Source organism: Aliihoeflea sp. 40Bstr573 (assembly GCF_024105655.1).
Lineage (GTDB): Bacteria > Pseudomonadota > Alphaproteobacteria > Rhizobiales > Rhizobiaceae > Aliihoeflea.
This window is the reverse complement of the sequence record NZ_JAAAMH010000027.1, coordinates 1-17,033: the sequence shown is the minus strand read 5'-3', so window position 1 is coordinate 17,033 and position 17,033 is coordinate 1. Positions and strand designations below refer to the sequence as shown.

Annotated in this window: 12 protein-coding genes and 2 pseudogenes; 7 read left to right on the top strand and 7 right to left on the bottom strand. The window is 61.2% G+C overall.

Annotated features, from left to right (window positions below; all coding sequences use genetic code 11):
• Positions 1-13: 13 nt before the first annotated feature.
• The 5 genes from GTK01_RS19155 to GTK01_RS19135 form a co-directional block, all read right to left on the bottom strand.
• A complete protein-coding gene (locus tag GTK01_RS19155; RefSeq protein ID WP_252929109.1) occupies positions 14-697 on the bottom strand; it encodes a hypothetical protein in 684 nt (227 codons plus the stop codon).
• Positions 694-1,455, bottom strand: coding sequence for an SMC-Scp complex subunit ScpB (locus GTK01_RS19150; RefSeq protein ID WP_252929107.1), 762 nt, complete (start codon positions 1,453-1,455; stop codon positions 694-696). Before GTK01_RS19150 ends, GTK01_RS19155 begins: the two co-directional genes overlap by 4 nt.
• A 5-nt stretch (positions 1,456-1,460) precedes the next feature.
• Complete coding sequence (locus GTK01_RS19145; RefSeq protein WP_252929105.1) at positions 1,461-2,495, bottom strand: DUF1403 family protein; 1,035 nt, start codon at positions 2,493-2,495, stop codon at positions 1,461-1,463.
• 246 nt (positions 2,496-2,741) lie between these two features.
• Entirely contained in the window at positions 2,742-3,269 is a 528-nt protein-coding gene (locus GTK01_RS19140) for a GNAT family N-acetyltransferase (protein WP_252929103.1), read from the bottom strand.
• Positions 3,266-3,544, bottom strand: coding sequence for a DUF1778 domain-containing protein (locus GTK01_RS19135; RefSeq protein WP_252929101.1), 279 nt, complete (start codon positions 3,542-3,544; stop codon positions 3,266-3,268). The genes GTK01_RS19140 and GTK01_RS19135 overlap by 4 nt, the downstream gene beginning before the upstream one ends.
• A gap of 99 nt (positions 3,545-3,643) precedes the next feature.
• Here GTK01_RS19135 and GTK01_RS19130 point away from each other — a divergent pair, with 99 nt between their 5' ends.
• The 4 genes from GTK01_RS19130 to repC all read left to right on the top strand — a co-directional run bounded on the left by GTK01_RS19130 (position 3,644) and on the right by repC (position 8,916).
• Positions 3,644-4,759 carry a site-specific integrase gene (locus GTK01_RS19130; protein WP_252929098.1) on the top strand — a complete coding sequence of 372 codons (1,116 nt, stop codon included), beginning with the start codon at positions 3,644-3,646 and terminating at the stop codon, positions 4,757-4,759.
• 345 nt (positions 4,760-5,104) lie between these two features.
• On the top strand, positions 5,105-6,349 hold the full coding sequence (gene repA / locus GTK01_RS19125; protein WP_252929097.1) for a plasmid partitioning protein RepA: 1,245 nt from the start codon (positions 5,105-5,107) through the stop codon (positions 6,347-6,349).
• On the top strand, positions 6,346-7,395 hold the full coding sequence (gene repB / locus GTK01_RS19120; protein WP_252929095.1) for a plasmid partitioning protein RepB: 1,050 nt from the start codon (positions 6,346-6,348) through the stop codon (positions 7,393-7,395). Before repA ends, repB begins: the two co-directional genes overlap by 4 nt.
• A gap of 216 nt (positions 7,396-7,611) precedes the next feature.
• Positions 7,612-8,916, top strand: a complete 1,305-nt coding sequence (gene repC, locus GTK01_RS19115; protein ID WP_371924402.1) for a plasmid replication protein RepC — start codon at positions 7,612-7,614, stop codon at positions 8,914-8,916.
• 15 nt (positions 8,917-8,931) lie between these two features.
• On the opposite strand, the gene GTK01_RS19110 is transcribed toward repC, so the two are convergent.
• Positions 8,932-9,156, bottom strand: a complete 225-nt coding sequence (locus tag GTK01_RS19110; RefSeq protein WP_252929093.1) for a WGR domain-containing protein — start codon at positions 9,154-9,156, stop codon at positions 8,932-8,934.
• A 377-nt stretch (positions 9,157-9,533) separates the two neighbouring features.
• On the opposite strand from GTK01_RS19110, the gene GTK01_RS19105 reads away from it, so the two are divergent.
• From GTK01_RS19105 to GTK01_RS19095, 3 genes and pseudogenes are all read left to right on the top strand, one after another.
• The gene (locus GTK01_RS19105) at positions 9,534-15,425 is read left to right on the top strand and encodes a DUF3320 domain-containing protein (RefSeq protein WP_252929186.1); all 5,892 of its coding nucleotides are present in this window, start codon (positions 9,534-9,536) and stop codon (positions 15,423-15,425) included.
• Between the two features lie 2 nt (positions 15,426-15,427).
• Positions 15,428-16,549 carry a metallophosphoesterase gene (locus GTK01_RS19100; protein WP_252929091.1) on the top strand — a complete coding sequence of 374 codons (1,122 nt, stop codon included), beginning with the start codon at positions 15,428-15,430 and terminating at the stop codon, positions 16,547-16,549.
• Positions 16,546-16,908, top strand: a pseudogene (locus GTK01_RS19095) (AAA family ATPase); the annotation flags it as partial. The gene GTK01_RS19100 and the pseudogene GTK01_RS19095, both read left to right, overlap by 4 nt.
• Here the strand turns inward: GTK01_RS19095 and GTK01_RS19090 are convergent.
• Positions 16,906-17,033: pseudogene (locus GTK01_RS19090) on the bottom strand (IS5/IS1182 family transposase); the annotation flags it as partial. The pseudogenes GTK01_RS19095 and GTK01_RS19090 overlap by 3 nt on opposite strands.

The window sequence follows — 17,033 nt, the reverse complement described above, 5'->3', positions numbered from 1 at the left end:
GTCGTCTCCTTTTTTAATCTATCCCCAGTAAGGCGTGCAGCTTCTCCGCATCGGTCTTCGCACGGTGCCACTTTGCTTCGAGCAGATATGTGGTGCCGCCGTGCTGGAACGAGCCGTCTATCTGCTCCCCGGTCAGGCGAAACCCTCCCTTTGCATCCATGTGCCAGGCGTTGAACACGGCGGTGAGAAGCCGCTCGAAATGATAGCCTCGCGCCTGAGGTTCATCCGACATGCCGTGCAGCGCCAAGAAGTCGTTTTCGAGACGATCCAGGGCGATATGGTCGGGAGCGCTATGCACGGAGGAAGGGCCCGACCGGGGTGAGACATCGTCAAGGTCGAAGGACGGCAATGGCGCGCCACCCAATCGCTCGACAATCGCGCTGAGGCGACTCCGGGCATTGATGACAGTCTCCGTGTCGCCGCGGCCGATGCGTGCTGCTTCCCGATACTCCCACAGAGAAGTGAGCGCGCGCACGATGGCGCGAGGCTGGCCGACAGTGAAAAAGGCACGCATACGCTTCCCCTTGCTACCGGCCCCTTGGGCATAGGCGTCGTCATAGATGTCAACGCCGACTTCGCGAAGAAAGAAGTCGTCGAACGTCGCATTGGTGAAATCGAGCACATAGCCGGAACCCATTCCGAACAGCTCGTCCACCACTTTCAGTTCAACCGGCCTAAGCTGATCCACTCCGTTCATTCCGAGCTCGTCTGGTCCAATCGTGCCTCTTCACTATAGCCCACAGCACTCTCGTTCTCACCGTCTTCCTCTCCGCTCGCCAACCCGACCGGAATATCTCCCGCCAGCAGCTTGTCCTTCGACAGCAGCCCGGCGTCCTCGAGCGCCTCGAAATCCGGCAAATCACGCAACGTGTCGAGTCCGAACGCCAGCAGGAACTCTTTGGTCGTAACGTAGGTGTACGGCGCGCCGGGCGTCGGGCTGCGCGGACCGGAGGCGATCAGTTTCGCGCCGCGCAAATGGCCGATCAGGTCGCGCGAAACTTCCTTACCGAAGAACGTCGACAGTTCTCCGCGCGTGATCGGCTGGAAATAGGCGACGCACATCAGCACCAGCACTTCGGACTGCGTCAGGTTTGCCTTCTCATTGCTGCCGACCGCGGCGCGGATGGCGTCGGCGTAGGCGGGCCGCGTCAGGTGTTTCCAACCGCCGGCGACGGAAACAAGGTCATAGGGCCGGCCGCGCAACTCCTCGCGGATATCGTCGATCAAGAGATCGATGCTGCAGCTTTTTCCGACGACGCGTGCCAGCGCCTCGCGATCGACGGGCTCGCTGGCCGCAAAAATTGTCGCCTCGACGCGATGCATCCATTCGCGCCAGCGTGCCTCCGGCGGCAGGTGATCGAGCTCCCGGTCGAACAAATGATCGGCAGATCGCCGTTCGCCGGATCGATGCTCATCTGACCGGCTCCCCCCTCGCCTGCGCGTTGCCTGCGCCATGGTCGTCACAGCCCGTAGATGCGGAACGCGGTGCGACCGGTCAGTTCGCGCACGGCGCCGAGATCGACCAGCCGGTCGAACAGGCGGCGCAGACCGCGATCGCTCATCCCGCCGACATTGTCGGAAGCGACCATTGCATCGCCTGACAGAAGCCTTTCGACGACCGCGTCTGCTCCCCTGGCTCTGAGTTTCGGCGCGATGGCGAGCAGTTTTTCCGCGCGACGGCCGAGCTCGGTAGACAGGTCGATCGCCCGCAACGCGGTCCGCGCCTGCGCAGCAAGGAGACTTTTGACACTCTCAGATCCTATCTCAACGTTTGTGGCCACGGAACTGCCTGTCGATCGACGCGGGCGGGCGCTTGTACCCAAGGCCAGCTCGATTCCAAGCAGCGGCAAAGCATGGCTCCAGCCCAACCGCTGCGCCAGCAGCGCGTCGGCGAGCCAGGCTCCGACGGCGCGCCCGAAGCCATGTCGTTCGGCGGTCATGAACGCCCCAGTCAGGATCCCGACCGTCCCGGGACTGGCGGAGAGCTGTTGAAGGTCGTCCGCCAGATCGCTGACCACCGCATCATCCGGAGCGTAGCCGAACTCTTCCAGGACGGCGGCGAGGTTTTTCTTCGTCAGCAGTTCGACCGCGGGCCAGGTAGCCAGCCGACGCCAGGCGAGCAGAAAAAGCCCGGCGGGGCCGAGGGTCGTAGACTCGGACAAACAATCGCCGGGGCCGCTGAAGACAAACGTATCACGCAACGCGCGTTCATCCTCGACGCGGCCGGCCTGTTTCGCCGTTACCGCGGCCGCGACAAGCGCCAGGCGCTGCCGCCAGGCGCCGGACCACCGCTCCTGCCGGCGGACCACCGCATCGAGCGCGCCGATGGCGGCGCCGGCAACGAGCGCCATGTCTTCAATGTCTTTGCCCGCAAGGCTTTGCGGATCCGGGACGGCGCGGCGCATCCAGGTCGGCACCGTCGATACCGGAGCGGCCGCTGCGGCGCCGGTGAGCGCGCTGGTATGGCGTGGAGAGGATTTGTGACGCAGAATCATCGCGAGAAAGGATGAATCATGGCGGCGCTTTCTGCAAGTTGCAATGCGCGAAACAGCCGCGCTTGTCGCCAATTTGAAATGACTGATAATGTTGCCTTATCAGTCGTTTTGCTCTTTATATAAAGAATGGCCCGAAACGTCGAGCAGAAGCCCGAATATCGCCGCGCGCGAGCCTCCGGACCGTCGCGCGGCACGGGGCCAGCCAAGGATGGTTCCGCGGCGCCGGTGTCGGCCAACAGCGGTTGGTCAGAGGTGCCCGCTGGCCTTCAGCGTTTCGACAAACGTCGCCAGTGGCAAAACAAGACTCAGCGGGCGATCCTGCAGGGGCTCGGCGCCATAGCTCGCATACCAGTTTGCGGCCGGCTCGCCCTTGGCGTCGATGATCATCAAGACGCCGCCGACCTCCTCGGTGACACGAATGCAGCGCAGCGCTGCCGCCAGCAGCAATTGGCCACCGAGCCCCCTGCCCGCAACCGATTTGTCAACGGCAAGCCGAGCCAGAAGGAAGCCTGGCACATTATGGCGGGCCATTCCCTTCGTCATTTCGACAGGCACCGCGTCATGCTCGACCGAGGCAGGAGCCAGACTATAGAAGCCGAGAATTCGCCCCGGCTGATCATCACAAATCGCGCAAAAAGTCTTCGCCGCGTTCTGCTCGTGCCCCTGCCGCGCAAAGCGCTGCAGGAAGGCGTTTATCTCGTCATCGCCACAGTCAAAGGTTTTGCGGTCGTGCGATCGGGCGATCGCCTCCTCATGCCAGGGAGGAAGGCTCACAGGGCTTTTGGCAGTGCTGCCGCCGCCGCACGCAGCTTCGCATTCGGCCTCGGCGGATTGTCCAGAAGTTTTAAGATGCGGTCAAAATCCCGCTCCGACACCTTTATGGCGTCAGCCTCGGCAATGATTGTTTCCGCCGCGCGCAGCGCCGATTGGGTCACGAAATTGGTGAGATCCGTATGGCGGAGCGCCGCGGCCCGCATCAGGCGCGCCTTCACCTCCGGCTTCACGCGGATGTTCATGCGGTCGGTATCGTCGAGGGCTGCGCGCGCCATGGCCTCAATCCCGGAATTGCCTCCACGGGATAGATACATCAGCTGGTCCATGGTTTCAAGTATGTACGCATTGAATACTCACAGTGAGGGCATCGCCACATGTTTCCAGACGACGACGATCTTCCCGACATCATCGATGTGGTCATGGAGATGGGGCGCACCGGAGAACCGGCGCAAGCCCCCTCCCCTCCCCTTCCGGTGGCAACAGAAGAACCGCATCGGCTTTCCGGCCACCTTGAGCACCTTGCCGATCGGGCGCGCGGCTATATCGAGGCCGCGAGTTCGGCCAATACGCGGCGCGCCTACGCCTCCGACTGGAAGCATTTTGCGAGTTGGTGCCGGCGCCAGGGTCTTTCGATCATGCCCGCGCCGCCGCAGACGATCGGCCTCTACATCACCGCCTGTGCAGCCGGCACGGTGAGCGGTGACAGGAAACCGAACTCCGTGTCCACGATCGAGCGGCGTCTGTCGTCACTATCGTGGAATTACTCTCAGCGCGGCTTCACCCTCGACCGAAAGGACCGGCATATCGCCACGGTGATGGCCGGCATCCGCAACAAGCACGCCGCCCCGCCGCGGCAGAAGGAAGCAATCCTCCCAAAAGAGCTGATCGCCATGCTGGAAACGCTCGATCGCGGCACCCTGCGCGGTCTGCGCGACCGCGCCATGCTTCTCCTCGGCTTTGCCGGCGGCTTGCGCCGTTCCGAAATCGTCGGACTGGACGTCGGCCGCGACCAGACCGAGGATTCTTCGGGCTGGGTCGATTTTTTTCCGGACAAGGGGCTGCTGGTCACGCTGCGCGGCAAGACCGGCTGGCGGGAAGTGGAAGTGGGGCGCGGCTCGTCGGATACCACCTGCCCTGTCGTCGCGTTGGAAACATGGCTGAAGTTCGGGCGTATCGCGCATGGCCCACTGTTCCGACGCGTCACCGGGCAGGGGAAGAAGGTCGGCGCAGATCGGCTACACGACCAGGAGGTCGCCCGCCTGGTCAAGCGGACCGCCCTCTCCGCCGGTGTTCGCGGGGATCTGCCGGAAGGCCAGCGCGAAAAGCTGTTTGCGGGCCATTCGCTGCGCGCCGGCCTGGCGTCCTCGGCCGAGGTCGACGAGCGCTACGTGCAAAAGCAGCTCGGGCATGCGTCGGCGCAAATGACGCGCAAATATCAGCGGCGCCGCGACCGCTTTCGCGTCAATCTCACCAGAGCGTCCGGGCTGTAGGGAGTAAAAAAAGGCCCCTCCCCTTCCTGGCGCAAGCAATCTGGAATTAGCGCCACGACAACTGATCCTTCGGCAGGCATGGTTTGGCCGCGCACCTTGACGATGCGTAGGCGCTAGTCGTTAACTCCTTGTTAAGGATAAATTCCTTGACGCCGACTTGCCGTGGTCTCATCTTGATACGGCTTTTGCTGCCGAACTCTTCCTTTGCCGTAACTCGCGTGTCTTGCTGTATATAGAGCGAGAAGCCGGAGAAACGGGAGAATTGCGACGAAATTTGCGAAGATCGCCCGAATCGCGCCACACTGGCCGCTGGGCGTTGACACCTGTCAACAACGGTGAGGGAACATGGCAATAGCCAATCCGCATAATGTATTGCAAGGCGCTGATGAAGCCATCGCCGCCGATGCGAGGTTGTTGTCTCAACAACTCAGGGGATTGCGCGATCGGCTGTTTCCGCCCCTTGCTCAGAAGACTTTGAGGTCCTTTACCTCCGGCGAGGCTGCACGACTGATCGGTGTGTCGGATGGATACCTTCGCCAGTTGTCGATAAACGGCGAAGGCCCACAGCCAGAAACAGGCCCAGGCGGCAGACGCTCCTACACACTCGCAAACATTAATGCACTGCGCCACCATTTGGCAGAGCAGGCGCTGACAAAGCGGAATGCTTCCAAGGGGCGCAGTTACCTGAAATGGCGCGATTCGGCGACGGAGCATCTCCAAGTAATTGCGGTGACAAATTTTAAGGGTGGCTCCGGGAAGACGACCTCCTCCACGCATCTGGCACAATACCTTGCCTTAGCGGGCTATCGCGTCCTTGCAGTCGACCTCGATCCTCAAGCCTCGATGTCTGCACTGTTTGGCTATCAGCCAGAGATCGACCTCTCGGCAAATGACACGCTCTATGGCGCCATTCGCTACGATGAGGAACGTCGCCCGCTCTCAGAGATCATCCAGCCCACCTATTTTGACGGGCTGGATTTGGTGCCAGGCAATTTGGAACTACACGAATTTGAGCATACGACGCCACGCATGCTGGCCGATCGCGGAGAATCCAGTGCCGACGGCTTCTTCTTTGCGCGCATTCAGAGCGCCCTCGCCGCGGTTAGTGGTAATTACGATGTTGTCGTCATCGATTGCCCGCCGCAGTTGGGCTTCCTCACCCTATCCGCTTTATGTGCGGCAACCTCGGTTGTTGTGACGGTTCATCCGCAAATGCTCGACATCGCGTCGATGTCACAGTTCCTTTACATGGCTTCAGACCTTCTTTCAGTTGTGCGCGAAGCAGGCGGTGAGCTCAACTTCGACTTTCTGCGCTATTTGATCACCCGCTACGAGCCGAACGATGGCCCGCAAACGCAGATCGTTGGTTTTCTACGCGCTCAGTTTGGCGAGCGCGTTCTTACAGCGCCTATGGTGAAGTCAACTGCGATCTCTGATGCCGGTTTGACGAAACAAACCCTGTACGAAGTCAGTCGAGACTCCTTTACTCGTGCCACCTATGACCGTGCAATGGAATCGTTGACAGCTGTCAACGCGGAGATCGAGGACCTGATGCTCGCAGCCTGGGGCAGAACAGGGGCGCAGCCGTGAGCAAGCGTAAAGATCATTTGAAAGCGCTATTCGGCGGTGAGACGCAGTACCCCGGGGCGTCCAGCGACCCGCAAAACGTAGATCCTGTAGATGCGCCACCGACTACGGCCACGGACAAGCCCTCCCCTACACGCGCAGCGTCTGGCGCGGTAAAGGCAATGGGCCTGACGTTGACGCGAGTGACGCGCGAGATGGAGGACGCCCGCGCGCTGCGCGAGGAACTAGAACGCGGCGAGCGTGTAGTTGCGGTAGAGCCAGCGTTGATAGACCCCTCGCCGGTACGCGACAGATTGGTCGATCCGCAGGATGAAGCTTTCGAGGCTCTAGTGGAAAGCATGCGGGAAACAGGCCAGCAGGTTCCAGTGCTGCTGCGGCCGCACCCGGACGTTCCGGGACGCTACCAGTCTGCGTATGGGCATCGACGTATCCGCGCGGCAGCGTCGATCGGCCAGCCTGTCCGTGCGATCGTTCGTTCCCTGAGCGACTCGGAGCTGGTCCTTGCGCAAGGTAAGGAAAATAGCGAACGCCGGAACCTATCTTTCATCGAGCGCGCTCATTTCGCCGACGCGCTAATGCGCCATGGTTTCGATCGTGCAACTGTCCAGCAAGCGCTCAGCCTCGACAAGGCGGAGATGACTCGTTTGCTTCATGTCGCAGAAGCCATACCGGCGAAGCTTGCGGCGGCCATTGGACCTGCGCCCAAGATCGGCCGGCCACGATGGATGGGTCTCGCAGCATTGGTTGCTAAGCCTAAGGTAGTCGAAGCGGCGCACCGCTTTACTTTGAGTGAGACGTTTCGAGCCGCTGCCTCTGACGACCGATTTGCATTGTTGCTCGCCCATCTCGATGCGGCGAACAACCTAGCAGCCGGCTCAAAGCGTGTACGCATCGTGGATCGAAGCGGCGAAGGGATCGCTTTTCTCGCAGACGGCGCGCGCCCAACCATCGCGTTCGAAAAAACGGTCAAGCCTGGCTTTGCATCCTTTGTGGCCGAACGCTTACCGGAACTAGCCGAGGAATTTGCCAGTCGCAATTCAAGCGACTGATAGCATTCTATCCCAGTCCGCGATCGCGCTGGGTAGATAAAGAGACTGAAACGAGAAGGACGAAACGGACAAGAAAAAAGGCCCCCAGAACGTCGCCATTCCGGAAGCCCCCTTTCGATGTAGCAATCTGAAAGAATCACTTCCACGCGCGAATGTCAAGCATCGGCACTACGCTCCGGTGGGCTCTTCGACTTGGCCTTAAGAAAGGCGGAAGAGATGACGATGATGGCTGTCTCGCCCTTTGGCGGGAAGGTTTTGACGCGCGCCCACTACATGGCCTCGCGTGGGTTTGTAGAAGGAGACGCGGCGCAGAATGCAAACCCCCGGCCGACGAAAGGTTGCGACCGCTGGGCGCTACTGCGAGCGCTAACGGAAACACGCGAGCATTTTGGACTCTCAGACCGTACAATAATAGTTCTCGAGGCGCTCACGAGCTTTCACCCCGGTCGGTATCTGCCTACTGGCGCTCCGTTAGTCGTTTTTCCTTCCAATGCTGAGCTTTCGACACGCGCACGTGGCATGTCGCCGGCAACCTTGCGCCGTCATCTTTCGGCGCTGGTTGAATGCGGCTTTATTGTCCGGCGCGACAGCGCCAATGGCAAGCGCTACGCCGATCGAGATCCCAACGGTCAACTGCTCCAGGCCTATGGCTTCGACCTGTCACCTTTTATCGGCCGCGCATCGCTGGTATTCGCTGCAGCCGAGCGCCACCGCAAGTGCTTAAGCGAAATTCGCCGACTTCGTGCTGAGGTTACAATTCGGCAACGCGACGTCGCCAAAACACTCGCAATGCTACGCGCGGAGGGCAGGGGAGAGCAGCTCATCGATCTCGATGCACGTTTCTGCGAACTGCAGGGCCGACTGGCGCGAAATGCCACCCTAGAACAGCTAAACGCTCGCGCAGCTGCCTTCCACGGCCTTCAGCGCGACATTGAGAACGGCTTCTTGATACCTAGCGATTGCAATAATTTAGATGACAAAAAGCACGTCGAAACGAGCGGCAATGCAGATCAGAATGAGCGCCACATAGAGACCAAAAACACAGAGTCTACTTTAATAGAAAATGGTCTGAAAATTGATTGCGCTACCGCGCGCCTCCAGATTCCCCTGTCACTTTCGTCCTCTAACAAGGCCATCCCAGCGCCGGAACAGCTCAAAAGGACTGCGCCAACGATACCATCACTGCCGTCCGTCGCCGAAATTGGACGACTATGCCCGCAAATCGCCTCCTACGCTCGCTGCGGTCTTCATGGATGGCCTGACTTGCTGCAGGCGGCGGAAACAGTGCAGGCCATGCTGGGCATATCTTCTGACGCTTGGCGTGAAGCTAGGTTCGGGTTCGGGCCGGCCGGCGCAGCCATCGTGGTTGCTGCAATGCTGGAGAACGTTGAAGCCATCCGTTCCCCTGGCGGCTATCTGCGGCATCTAACAGATGAAGCAAAGAAAGGGGCATTCAGTCTCGAACTGCAGCTTGAACGGCTGCGTGAGCGCTACTTGAAATCAAGGATAATAGCCGGCTAAAGGTTGGCGCACTTGTCAGCAATAGCCTTTGCGCCGCTTGGCAGTCTCGATCCTTACCTGCCGTCTCCCAGCTTCGGCAGCGGAAGCGAAAAGCTCAATTGCCTGCCGACCGTGTGTTCCAATCCGGCCCCATCGTCGCACTAAGGCTACGTCGCTGAAAAGAGACGGCTCGATGGAGACGGTATAGAAGCGCGCCATATTGCGTCTTGGGTCGATGCGGGTGAGAGCGAAGGGTTCCATGCGGACAGGAACCACGCCCGAACCAGGATGGTCCAACGCAATTTATGAATCTTTGAAGCGGCATTGATTCAGGAACGTGATGGATAGCGACTGCAACACGCCGACATCCTCTAAACGACAAGGCGAGCACTTTTTAGCGACGAAACGTGCCGTGCAAGTTCGAGCTTAACAAACCCATGACCAAGAACCGACGGAGGCCAGAAACGCCGTCAAAAATCAAACAATCCACCGCCGATGACGTGGTCGAACGTTTTGTGTGCTTGTTAAGCTTGCAAGCAGGCGGCGTCGTGTATTGAACTCAAGGTTGTAGGTCCAAGCGGAGGCGACGAGGTTAAGGCGTGGATGTGATTGAAACGAAGCCGCAGGCAGAGCAGGAAATGGGCGTCAGGATAGCGGCCGATCTGGCAGGAAGCTTCACGTATGCATCCTACCAGAACGCCATTCCGGTCCTGCGCTCCATCACCATCCACAACCCCACCGCGGAAAATCTGGAGTCCTGCGAACTGCGGCTGGTTTCGAATCCGCCTTTCCTCCGCCAGAAGGTCTGGACGCTCGACCGCATCCTGACCGGCGACAGCATCAACCTGTCCGATCGCAAGGTCGAACTCGACGCCGTTTACCTTGCCGATCTCAACGAAGCGGAACGTGGTGAGATCACGCTGACCTTATCCGCCCGCGGTCGGGTGATTGCCGAAGAGCGCCGCTCGGTAAGGCTTTTGGCACGCGACGAATGGGGCGGGGTCGCGGACATGGCACAATTGCTGCCGGCCTTCGTCATGCCGAACGATCCGGGCACGGCGAGGCTCTTGCGCGCCGCCGCCGAGCGGCTCGCCGCTCATGGACATTCGTCTGCGCTCGACGGTTACCAGAGCGGCGATCCGAAGCGGGCGTTCCTGTTGACGGGCGCAGTCTATTCTGCTGCGGCTGGACTTGGACTTCACTACGCCGAGCCTCCGACAAGCTTCGAGATGCGCGGACAGAAAGTGCGCCGCCCATCGACCATTGCCGAGCAAAAGTTGGCCACTTGCCTCGACACCTCGCTGCTGATTGCCGCCGGATTGGAGGCGGCTGGGCTGAATGCGGTCGTATTGCTGTTTACCGATCACGCCGCGGTTGGCGTCTGGTTGACCCGGCGAACCTTGGCGAATGCGATCGAGCCGGACCCGATGGAGGTGCGCAAGGCACTCGCCGCGCGGGAGTTGCTGGTGTTTGAGACCACAGGCGTCACCCATCGTCCGCCGATGACCCTTGCACATGCAAGCGCTGCAATCAGGGTGCGGCTGGAGGAAGACCGCGCGCACGAGTTCACCGCCGCGATTGACATCGCGCGCGCACGGAGCGGCGGCATTACACCGCTTGCCTCGCATGAGCGGGCGACAGTAGAGACATCGGAAGGGGAGGGGGGTGACGAACCGTTGGAGCTGCCGCTCCCGCAGGTTCCGGCGCTCGGAGATCTGCCTGCCGAGCTCATTGAGGAGAAGCCGACGACGGCAGCCGGCCGGATCGATCGGTGGCAGAAAAAGCTGCTCGACCTCACGCTTCGCAACCGTCTCTTGAACTTTCCAGACACGAAGAAGACGATCCCGTTCCTGTGTCCCGACATCTCCTATCTGGAGGACAGGCTTGCGGCCGGCGCGGCGATCCGGCTGATCTCTCTGCCCGAGCAGAACCCGGTCGGCGAGCGTGACGCGGAACTGTTCCGCCAGGTTCGCGGCGAGGATCTCCAGCGTCGGTTTGCCACCGATGCACTCCAACGCGACGAACTGGCGTCGACGCTTGACACAAAAGGATTGGAGGGGCGGCTCATCGACCTGCACCGGCAGGTCAAGAACGACCTTGCCGAAGGAGGTGCAAACACGCTTTTCCTCGCGGTCGGATTCTTGCGTTGGAAAAAGAAACCGCAGGACGAGAAAACCTATCGTGCGCCGCTTTTGCTCGTGCCGGCCAAGCTCGAGCGCAAAAGCGCCTCATCGCGCTTCAGCCTGCGGTTCCACGAAGACGAGCCACGATTTAACGCGACGCTGCTGCAGTTCCTCGAGCGCGATTTCGACCTTTCACTGCCACAGTTTTCGGGCGAACTGCCGCTCGACGAGAACGGAGTGGATGTCCCTCGACTTTTGGCAGCCATGCGCAACGCCGTGCGCGACGTGCCGGGCATGGAGGTGGTCGACGAGACCGCGCTTTCGACCTTCTCTTTCGCCAAATTTTTGATGTGGAAGGATCTGGTCGAACGAACCGACGCACTGCGCCAGAACCGCGTCGTCAAGCATCTGATCGACACGCCCGAACAGGCATTTTCGGGGGAGGGGGCCGCGGTCATTGAGGAGCGCGAGCTCGACCGGTCTTACGCGCCGGCCGACATCGTGTCCCTGCTTCCGGCAGACTCGTCCCAGATCGCCGCCAGCCTTGCTGCGGCCGAGGGCCGCGATTTTGTCATCGTGGGGCCGCCGGGGACCGGCAAGAGCCAGACAATCGCAAACATGATTGCGAACTGCCTTTCAACAGGCAAGACGGTGCTATTCGTCGCGGAAAAAACGGCGGCGCTGGACGTCGTTTATCGTCGACTTCGCGAGCATGGGCTAGGCGATCACTGCCTTGAACTCCACTCATCCAAGACGGACCGGCGGACCTTCCTGGGCCAGCTCAAGCGCTCTTGGGAATCGACGACGCGTTTCGACGAACGCGAATGGGTCGCGGTCAATGAAAGGCTGCGTCTGCGCCGTGATCATCTTAATTCTTATGTGGATGCGTTGCACCGACGGTATAGCAACGGCATGACGGTCTACGTCGCTCTCGGGACCGCCCTTAGAGGTCGAGAGGACCATGCCCCCGTGCTTGAATGGCCGACATGCGACGCGCATGACGAGGCTATGTTGCGCGGCATGGATGAGCTGGCGATCGAGCTCGGCCGCGTCTACCGTTCCGTCGAGCATCGGCCTGCCTTTGCCCTCGTCGACATGGCGGACTGGTCGTCCGCCTGGCAAGAGCGGCTGATCGCGTCAGCGAACAAACTTGGCGACCGCGTCGTCGCTTTACAGAAAAGCCACGAAGGCCTTTTGCGCCAGCTCGGACTGCCACTGGGGCCGGAACCGGCGATCATCGATCTCGATCGTCTTGCCGAGCTTGCCGGGGCGATCTGCGCCACCGCAGGAAGCGATCATTCGTTCGCGTTCGACCGGGAGTTCAGCCAGTTGCGTGGCGCGCTTACCGAGCTGGAGAGCGCGATCGGCGGCTACCGCGATGCCGAAGCCGGCCTCGCCGGAAATTTCACGCGGGACAGGATCGCGATGATCCCGGTCGAGCGGCTTGAGGATGATTGGCGACAGGCCTCGGCTTCGATCTGGCCGAAAAGCTGGCTCGGCAGGCGTCGCGTGAAGAAGCTGCTGCAGAGCTACGCAGCCGGTGGAACGGTCGATCCCCAGACAGATCTCGACCGAATTCGCAGGATGCAAGGCCATGGTGCCGCCGTTTCGGCGAGCACCCTGTCGTCACGGCGCACAGGCTATGCTGGCCTCGATACCGACGTCGGCAGCGTGCGCGAGAAGTTCGACCGTGCAAAAGGGGTGCGCGAGAGTGTCATGCGGCTTGGCCGCGCAGCGGACGAACTGCGCGGCGTCGTGCAGGCGATCACCCCAGCGCTCGCATCGGCGCAAGCCGACGAGCCGGTTCGCCAGGCAGGACAAGCCTTTTGTGACCAGTTGACCGCGCTTCGAACCGCCGCCGCCGAGTTCACGGAATTGAGCGGGACTGATCCGCTGGCAGGGGAGGGGCTCTTCTCGAATTTGCCCAACGCACTTCGCGAGTTGTCTGGCGCGCGCCAACTTCTGCGCGACTGGGCGACGTGGTGCAAGGTCCGGCAGGAGGCGATGTCACGAGGCCTCGGGCCCCTGGTTGCCGATATCGAATCGGGGGCGGTCCAGCCTGACGCATCGGGGGCGGCGTTCTGGCTCGGCTATGCCCGGTGGTGGCTGCCACCGACGCTCGACGCCGATCCGGTGCTGCGCGAATTTCGTCGGTTCCAGCACGAACACGCCATCGAGGATTTTCGCCAGATCGATGATCTGGTTCGGGCGGCTGCAACGGGCCGTGTGGCCAGAGCCGTCGCGCATGGCTTGCCGTCAGTTCAAAGCGTTCCGCGCAACTCTGAGCTTGGTCTCCTTCGCCACCAGATGGATTTGCAGCGTCCAAGCCGGTCGATCCGCGAGATGATCGCGGCCATGCCGGGAAGCTTTTCCAGACTTGCGCCGTGCATGTTGATGTCGCCGCTCTCGATCGCCCAATATCTGCCGCCAGACCAGGCCCTGTTCGATGTCGTGATCTTTGACGAAGCCTCGCAGATCACGACCTGGGATGCGGTCGGAGCAATCGCCAGGGCAACACAGACGATCATTGTCGGTGATCCCAAACAGCTGCCACCGACGAACTTCTTCGGGCGCAATGAGGATGACGAGGAGGTTGTCGAGCACGAAAAGGATCTCGAAAGCATTCTCGACGAAGCGCGTGCTGCCGGGATCCCCGTCCGCGACCTTCGATGGCACTATCGCAGCCGCAACGAATCCCTGATCGCATTTTCCAACCACCACTACTACGCGAACCGACTGATCACATTTCCCTCACCGAGCGTCGAAGACCGGGCCGTCCGGCTTCATGCGGTTGCCAAGGGCGTTTACGATCGGGGCAAGAGTCGGACGAATCGCATCGAAGCCGAAGCGGTTGCAGGCGAAGCCGTCGATCGGATGCGCGCGTGGCTGTCGCTCGAGGAGGGGCAACGCCCCACGCTCGGCGTCATTACCTTCAACGCACAACAACAGGCGCTCATACAGGATCTGCTCGACGCGGCACGACGCGAGGAGCCAAAGCTCGAGTGGTTCTTCGCGGACGAGCGCGTCGAGGGAACAATCGTCAAGAACCTGGAAAACGTGCAAGGGGACGAGCGTGACGTCATCCTCTTCTCGATCACCTTCACGGCAGACGCGGCGGGCAAGCGGACGATGGATTTCGGCGCGCTCAATCGCGATGGCGGAGAACGAAGGCTCAATGTCGCGATCACCCGCGCGAGACAGGAACTTATCGTCTTCTCCGGCTTCACGGCCGACCAGATCGACACGGGTCGCACCAAGGCGCTCGGCGTGCATCATCTAAAGACCTATCTCGATTTTGCCGAACGTGGCGCGATCGCGCTGCCGGCGGTCGAAGAAGGTTCTGTCGGCGCGCTCGAATCCCCTTTCGAGGAAGCCGTCGCCGCAGAACTCGAAAGGCGAGGCTGGCAACTCGTGCCACAGGTCGGCATATCCGGTTTTCGTGTCGACATCGGCGTGCGACATCCCGATCTTGCCGGCGCATATCTTGCGGGTGTGGAGTGCGATGGTGCGACGTATCACAGTTCGGCGACGGCGCGCGACCGCGACAAGGTGCGAGAGCAGGTGCTGCGCGGCCTTGGCTGGAACATCATTCGCGTTTGGTCGACCGACTGGTGGTTTGATGCCGCCGGCGCGGCACAGCGAATGGACGAAGAACTGAATCAACTGCTGGAGAAAAGCCGGCAGAAACGCAGCGCGGAAAGCGGTCCGCCGGCCGATCTGCACTGGGACATGGGGCACGAGATCGAACCGCTCGAGAACGTGGATGAAGCCTGCCCGCTGAACGAACCTGAACACGAGCCAGCGTCAGGCAAGATGCTGGTCGACGAGCAGGACACTGCGCCTCTTCGCCCGGCCACATCCCCATCGGAAGCGCCTTCCAATGGCTTGCCAGCATTGGACAGCTACCGCGTGACAGATTTGTCGACCTTCAAGGTAGATCCCGACCGATTTTACGAAGTCGGCTACCGCTCAAATCTGCAGGGCATGGTCGATGCGGTGCTCGCCTGCGAGGCCCCGCTACGCGAGGACATTCTCGCCCAACGCATCGCGCGTGCACATGGCTGGCTGCGAACAGGCAACCGCATCCGCGAGCGCATCGACTTGCACCTGCGCGACATTGACAGGACGCAGGAGACGACCGGGACGTTCGTCTGGCGCAAGGGAGAAATCGTCGAGATTCTTCCCTATCGCGATGCTGGGGACGAAAACTCACGCCGCTCGGTCGTCGACATTCCTCTGGCCGAACTCGCATCGGTCGTGGTGGACCACCCCGATATTTTCGATGCCTCAGACCCCGCCTTGGCGTTGGCGCGGGTTCTCGGGGTGGAACGACTGGCGGCGACGGCGCGCCAGCGCCTTGACGAGGCTCTTGCGCGGGCGCAGGCGCATCTGGCAAGCCGGAACTGACCATGCACCGATTCCTGCACACTTCCGACCTTCACCTTGGCAAACGTTTCGGCAATCTGCCCGAGGACATCCGCGGCCGTTTGCGTGAAGCGCGACATGTCGTACTTTCCCGCCTGGCTGCTGAGGCGAGGGCCGCTGGAGCCGCCGCCATCCTGATCGCGGGCGACATGTTCGACACGGAGACACCGACCCCGGCGCTGGTGCGTCAGGCGCTCGGTGAAATGGCAAGTCATGGCGATCACACCTGGGTGATCCTGCCCGGCAATCACGATTCACTTCTCGCCGACGCACTGTGGAGCTTGATGGGCCGCAATCTTCCGGACAACGTCAACTTGGCGCTTGAGGCCGTGCCCCTCGAAATCGTGCCTGGCATGGTCATCCTGCCCGCCCCGTGCACTGTCCGCCGCCCGGGCCGTGACCTGACAGACTGGATGGATGCGGCCACCAGCGGAGAGGGTATTGTTCGGATCGGTCTTGCGCATGGCGCGATTCAGAGCTTCGGCGAGGAAGGCGCAGAAGATATCATCGCGCCGGATCGGGCGAAGCGGGCGGGGCTCGATTATCTTGCCCTTGGCGATTGGCACGGCCAGATGTCGATCGACCCGCGTACCTGGTATAGCGGCACGCCTGAACCCGATCGTTTCAAGCATGGTCAGCCTGGGCGCGCGCTTCTCGTGACCATCCCGGGGGCTGGCGTGATGCCAAATGTTACCCCGGTCGACACGGGCAGCTTCGATTGGATGACGTTGGCTCTCGATTTCCTAGGCGAGGAGGATAGCGAGGCGATATTGCGCGATCGCCTGCCTGCCACACGGCGTCGGCAGACCTTGCTGCGCATCGTCGCCGGCGGACGGCTGAGGATCGGGCAGCGAAGCGCTCTGGAAAACAACGTTGAAACTGTCGCGCCCGAATTCGGGCATCTCGAATTCCGGGCCGAAGACCTTGCCAGCCTCTGCGAAGCGGAAGACCTCGACATGATCGACAAGGGCGGTGCACTGCGTCAGGCTGCGGAAATTCTCCGCGCCGAGAGCGCCGACATCTTGCGTTCGGCGCAAGAGCGCGCTGTAGCGGCTGACGCCTTGAACCGCCTTTTCGCCATCAGCCGCGAGGTCGAGGCTTTATGAAACTGACCGCGCTGCGCCTTCACAACGTGCGCCGGTTCGCAGATCGCGGCGTTGCTGTAGAAAACATCGGTGATGGGGTCAATGTTCTCTGCGCGGTCAACGAATTCGGGAAATCGACGAGCTTCGATGCCCTCCACGCACTCTTCTTTCAGCCTCATACGGGGACGCCGGGGGCAGTGCAGGCGCTCAAACCCTACAGTGGCGGCAGCCCGCTGATCGAAGCCGATATCGAAACGACGCAAGGGCGTTTTCGCCTTACAAAGCAGTTTCATTCTGGACGTCGCGCGAACGTCGTCGATCTCGGTTCGGGACGATTGGTCGCGCAGGCCGATGAGGCGGAAGAGTTCATTTCGCGGCTAGCGCTCGTGGACAAAGGGTATCCATAGTTTGACTGCTGCGATGGCGACGAAGCCGAGATAGGATTCCTTTGTTTTGTCATAACGGGTGGCGACGCGCCGCCAGTTCTTGAGTTTGTTGAAGAGCC

Coding starts and splice junctions, on each gene's coding strand:
- GTK01_RS19100 (WP_252929091.1), top strand. CDS start 15,428: ATGCACCGATTCCTGCACACTTCCGACCTTCACCTTGGCAAACGTTTC.
- repA (WP_252929097.1), top strand. CDS start 5,105: ATGGCAATAGCCAATCCGCATAATGTATTGCAAGGCGCTGATGAAGCC.
- GTK01_RS19105 (WP_252929186.1), top strand. CDS start 9,534: ATGGGCGTCAGGATAGCGGCCGATCTGGCAGGAAGCTTCACGTATGCA.
- GTK01_RS19110 (WP_252929093.1), bottom strand. CDS start 9,156: ATGGAACCCTTCGCTCTCACCCGCATCGACCCAAGACGCAATATGGCG.
- GTK01_RS19130 (WP_252929098.1), top strand. CDS start 3,644: ATGTTTCCAGACGACGACGATCTTCCCGACATCATCGATGTGGTCATG.
- GTK01_RS19150 (WP_252929107.1), bottom strand. CDS start 1,455: ATGGCGCAGGCAACGCGCAGGCGAGGGGGGAGCCGGTCAGATGAGCAT.
- GTK01_RS19155 (WP_252929109.1), bottom strand. CDS start 697: ATGAACGGAGTGGATCAGCTTAGGCCGGTTGAACTGAAAGTGGTGGAC.
- repC (WP_371924402.1), top strand. CDS start 7,612: ATGACGATGATGGCTGTCTCGCCCTTTGGCGGGAAGGTTTTGACGCGC.
- GTK01_RS19145 (WP_252929105.1), bottom strand. CDS start 2,495: ATGATTCTGCGTCACAAATCCTCTCCACGCCATACCAGCGCGCTCACC.
- GTK01_RS19135 (WP_252929101.1), bottom strand. CDS start 3,544: ATGGCGCGCGCAGCCCTCGACGATACCGACCGCATGAACATCCGCGTG.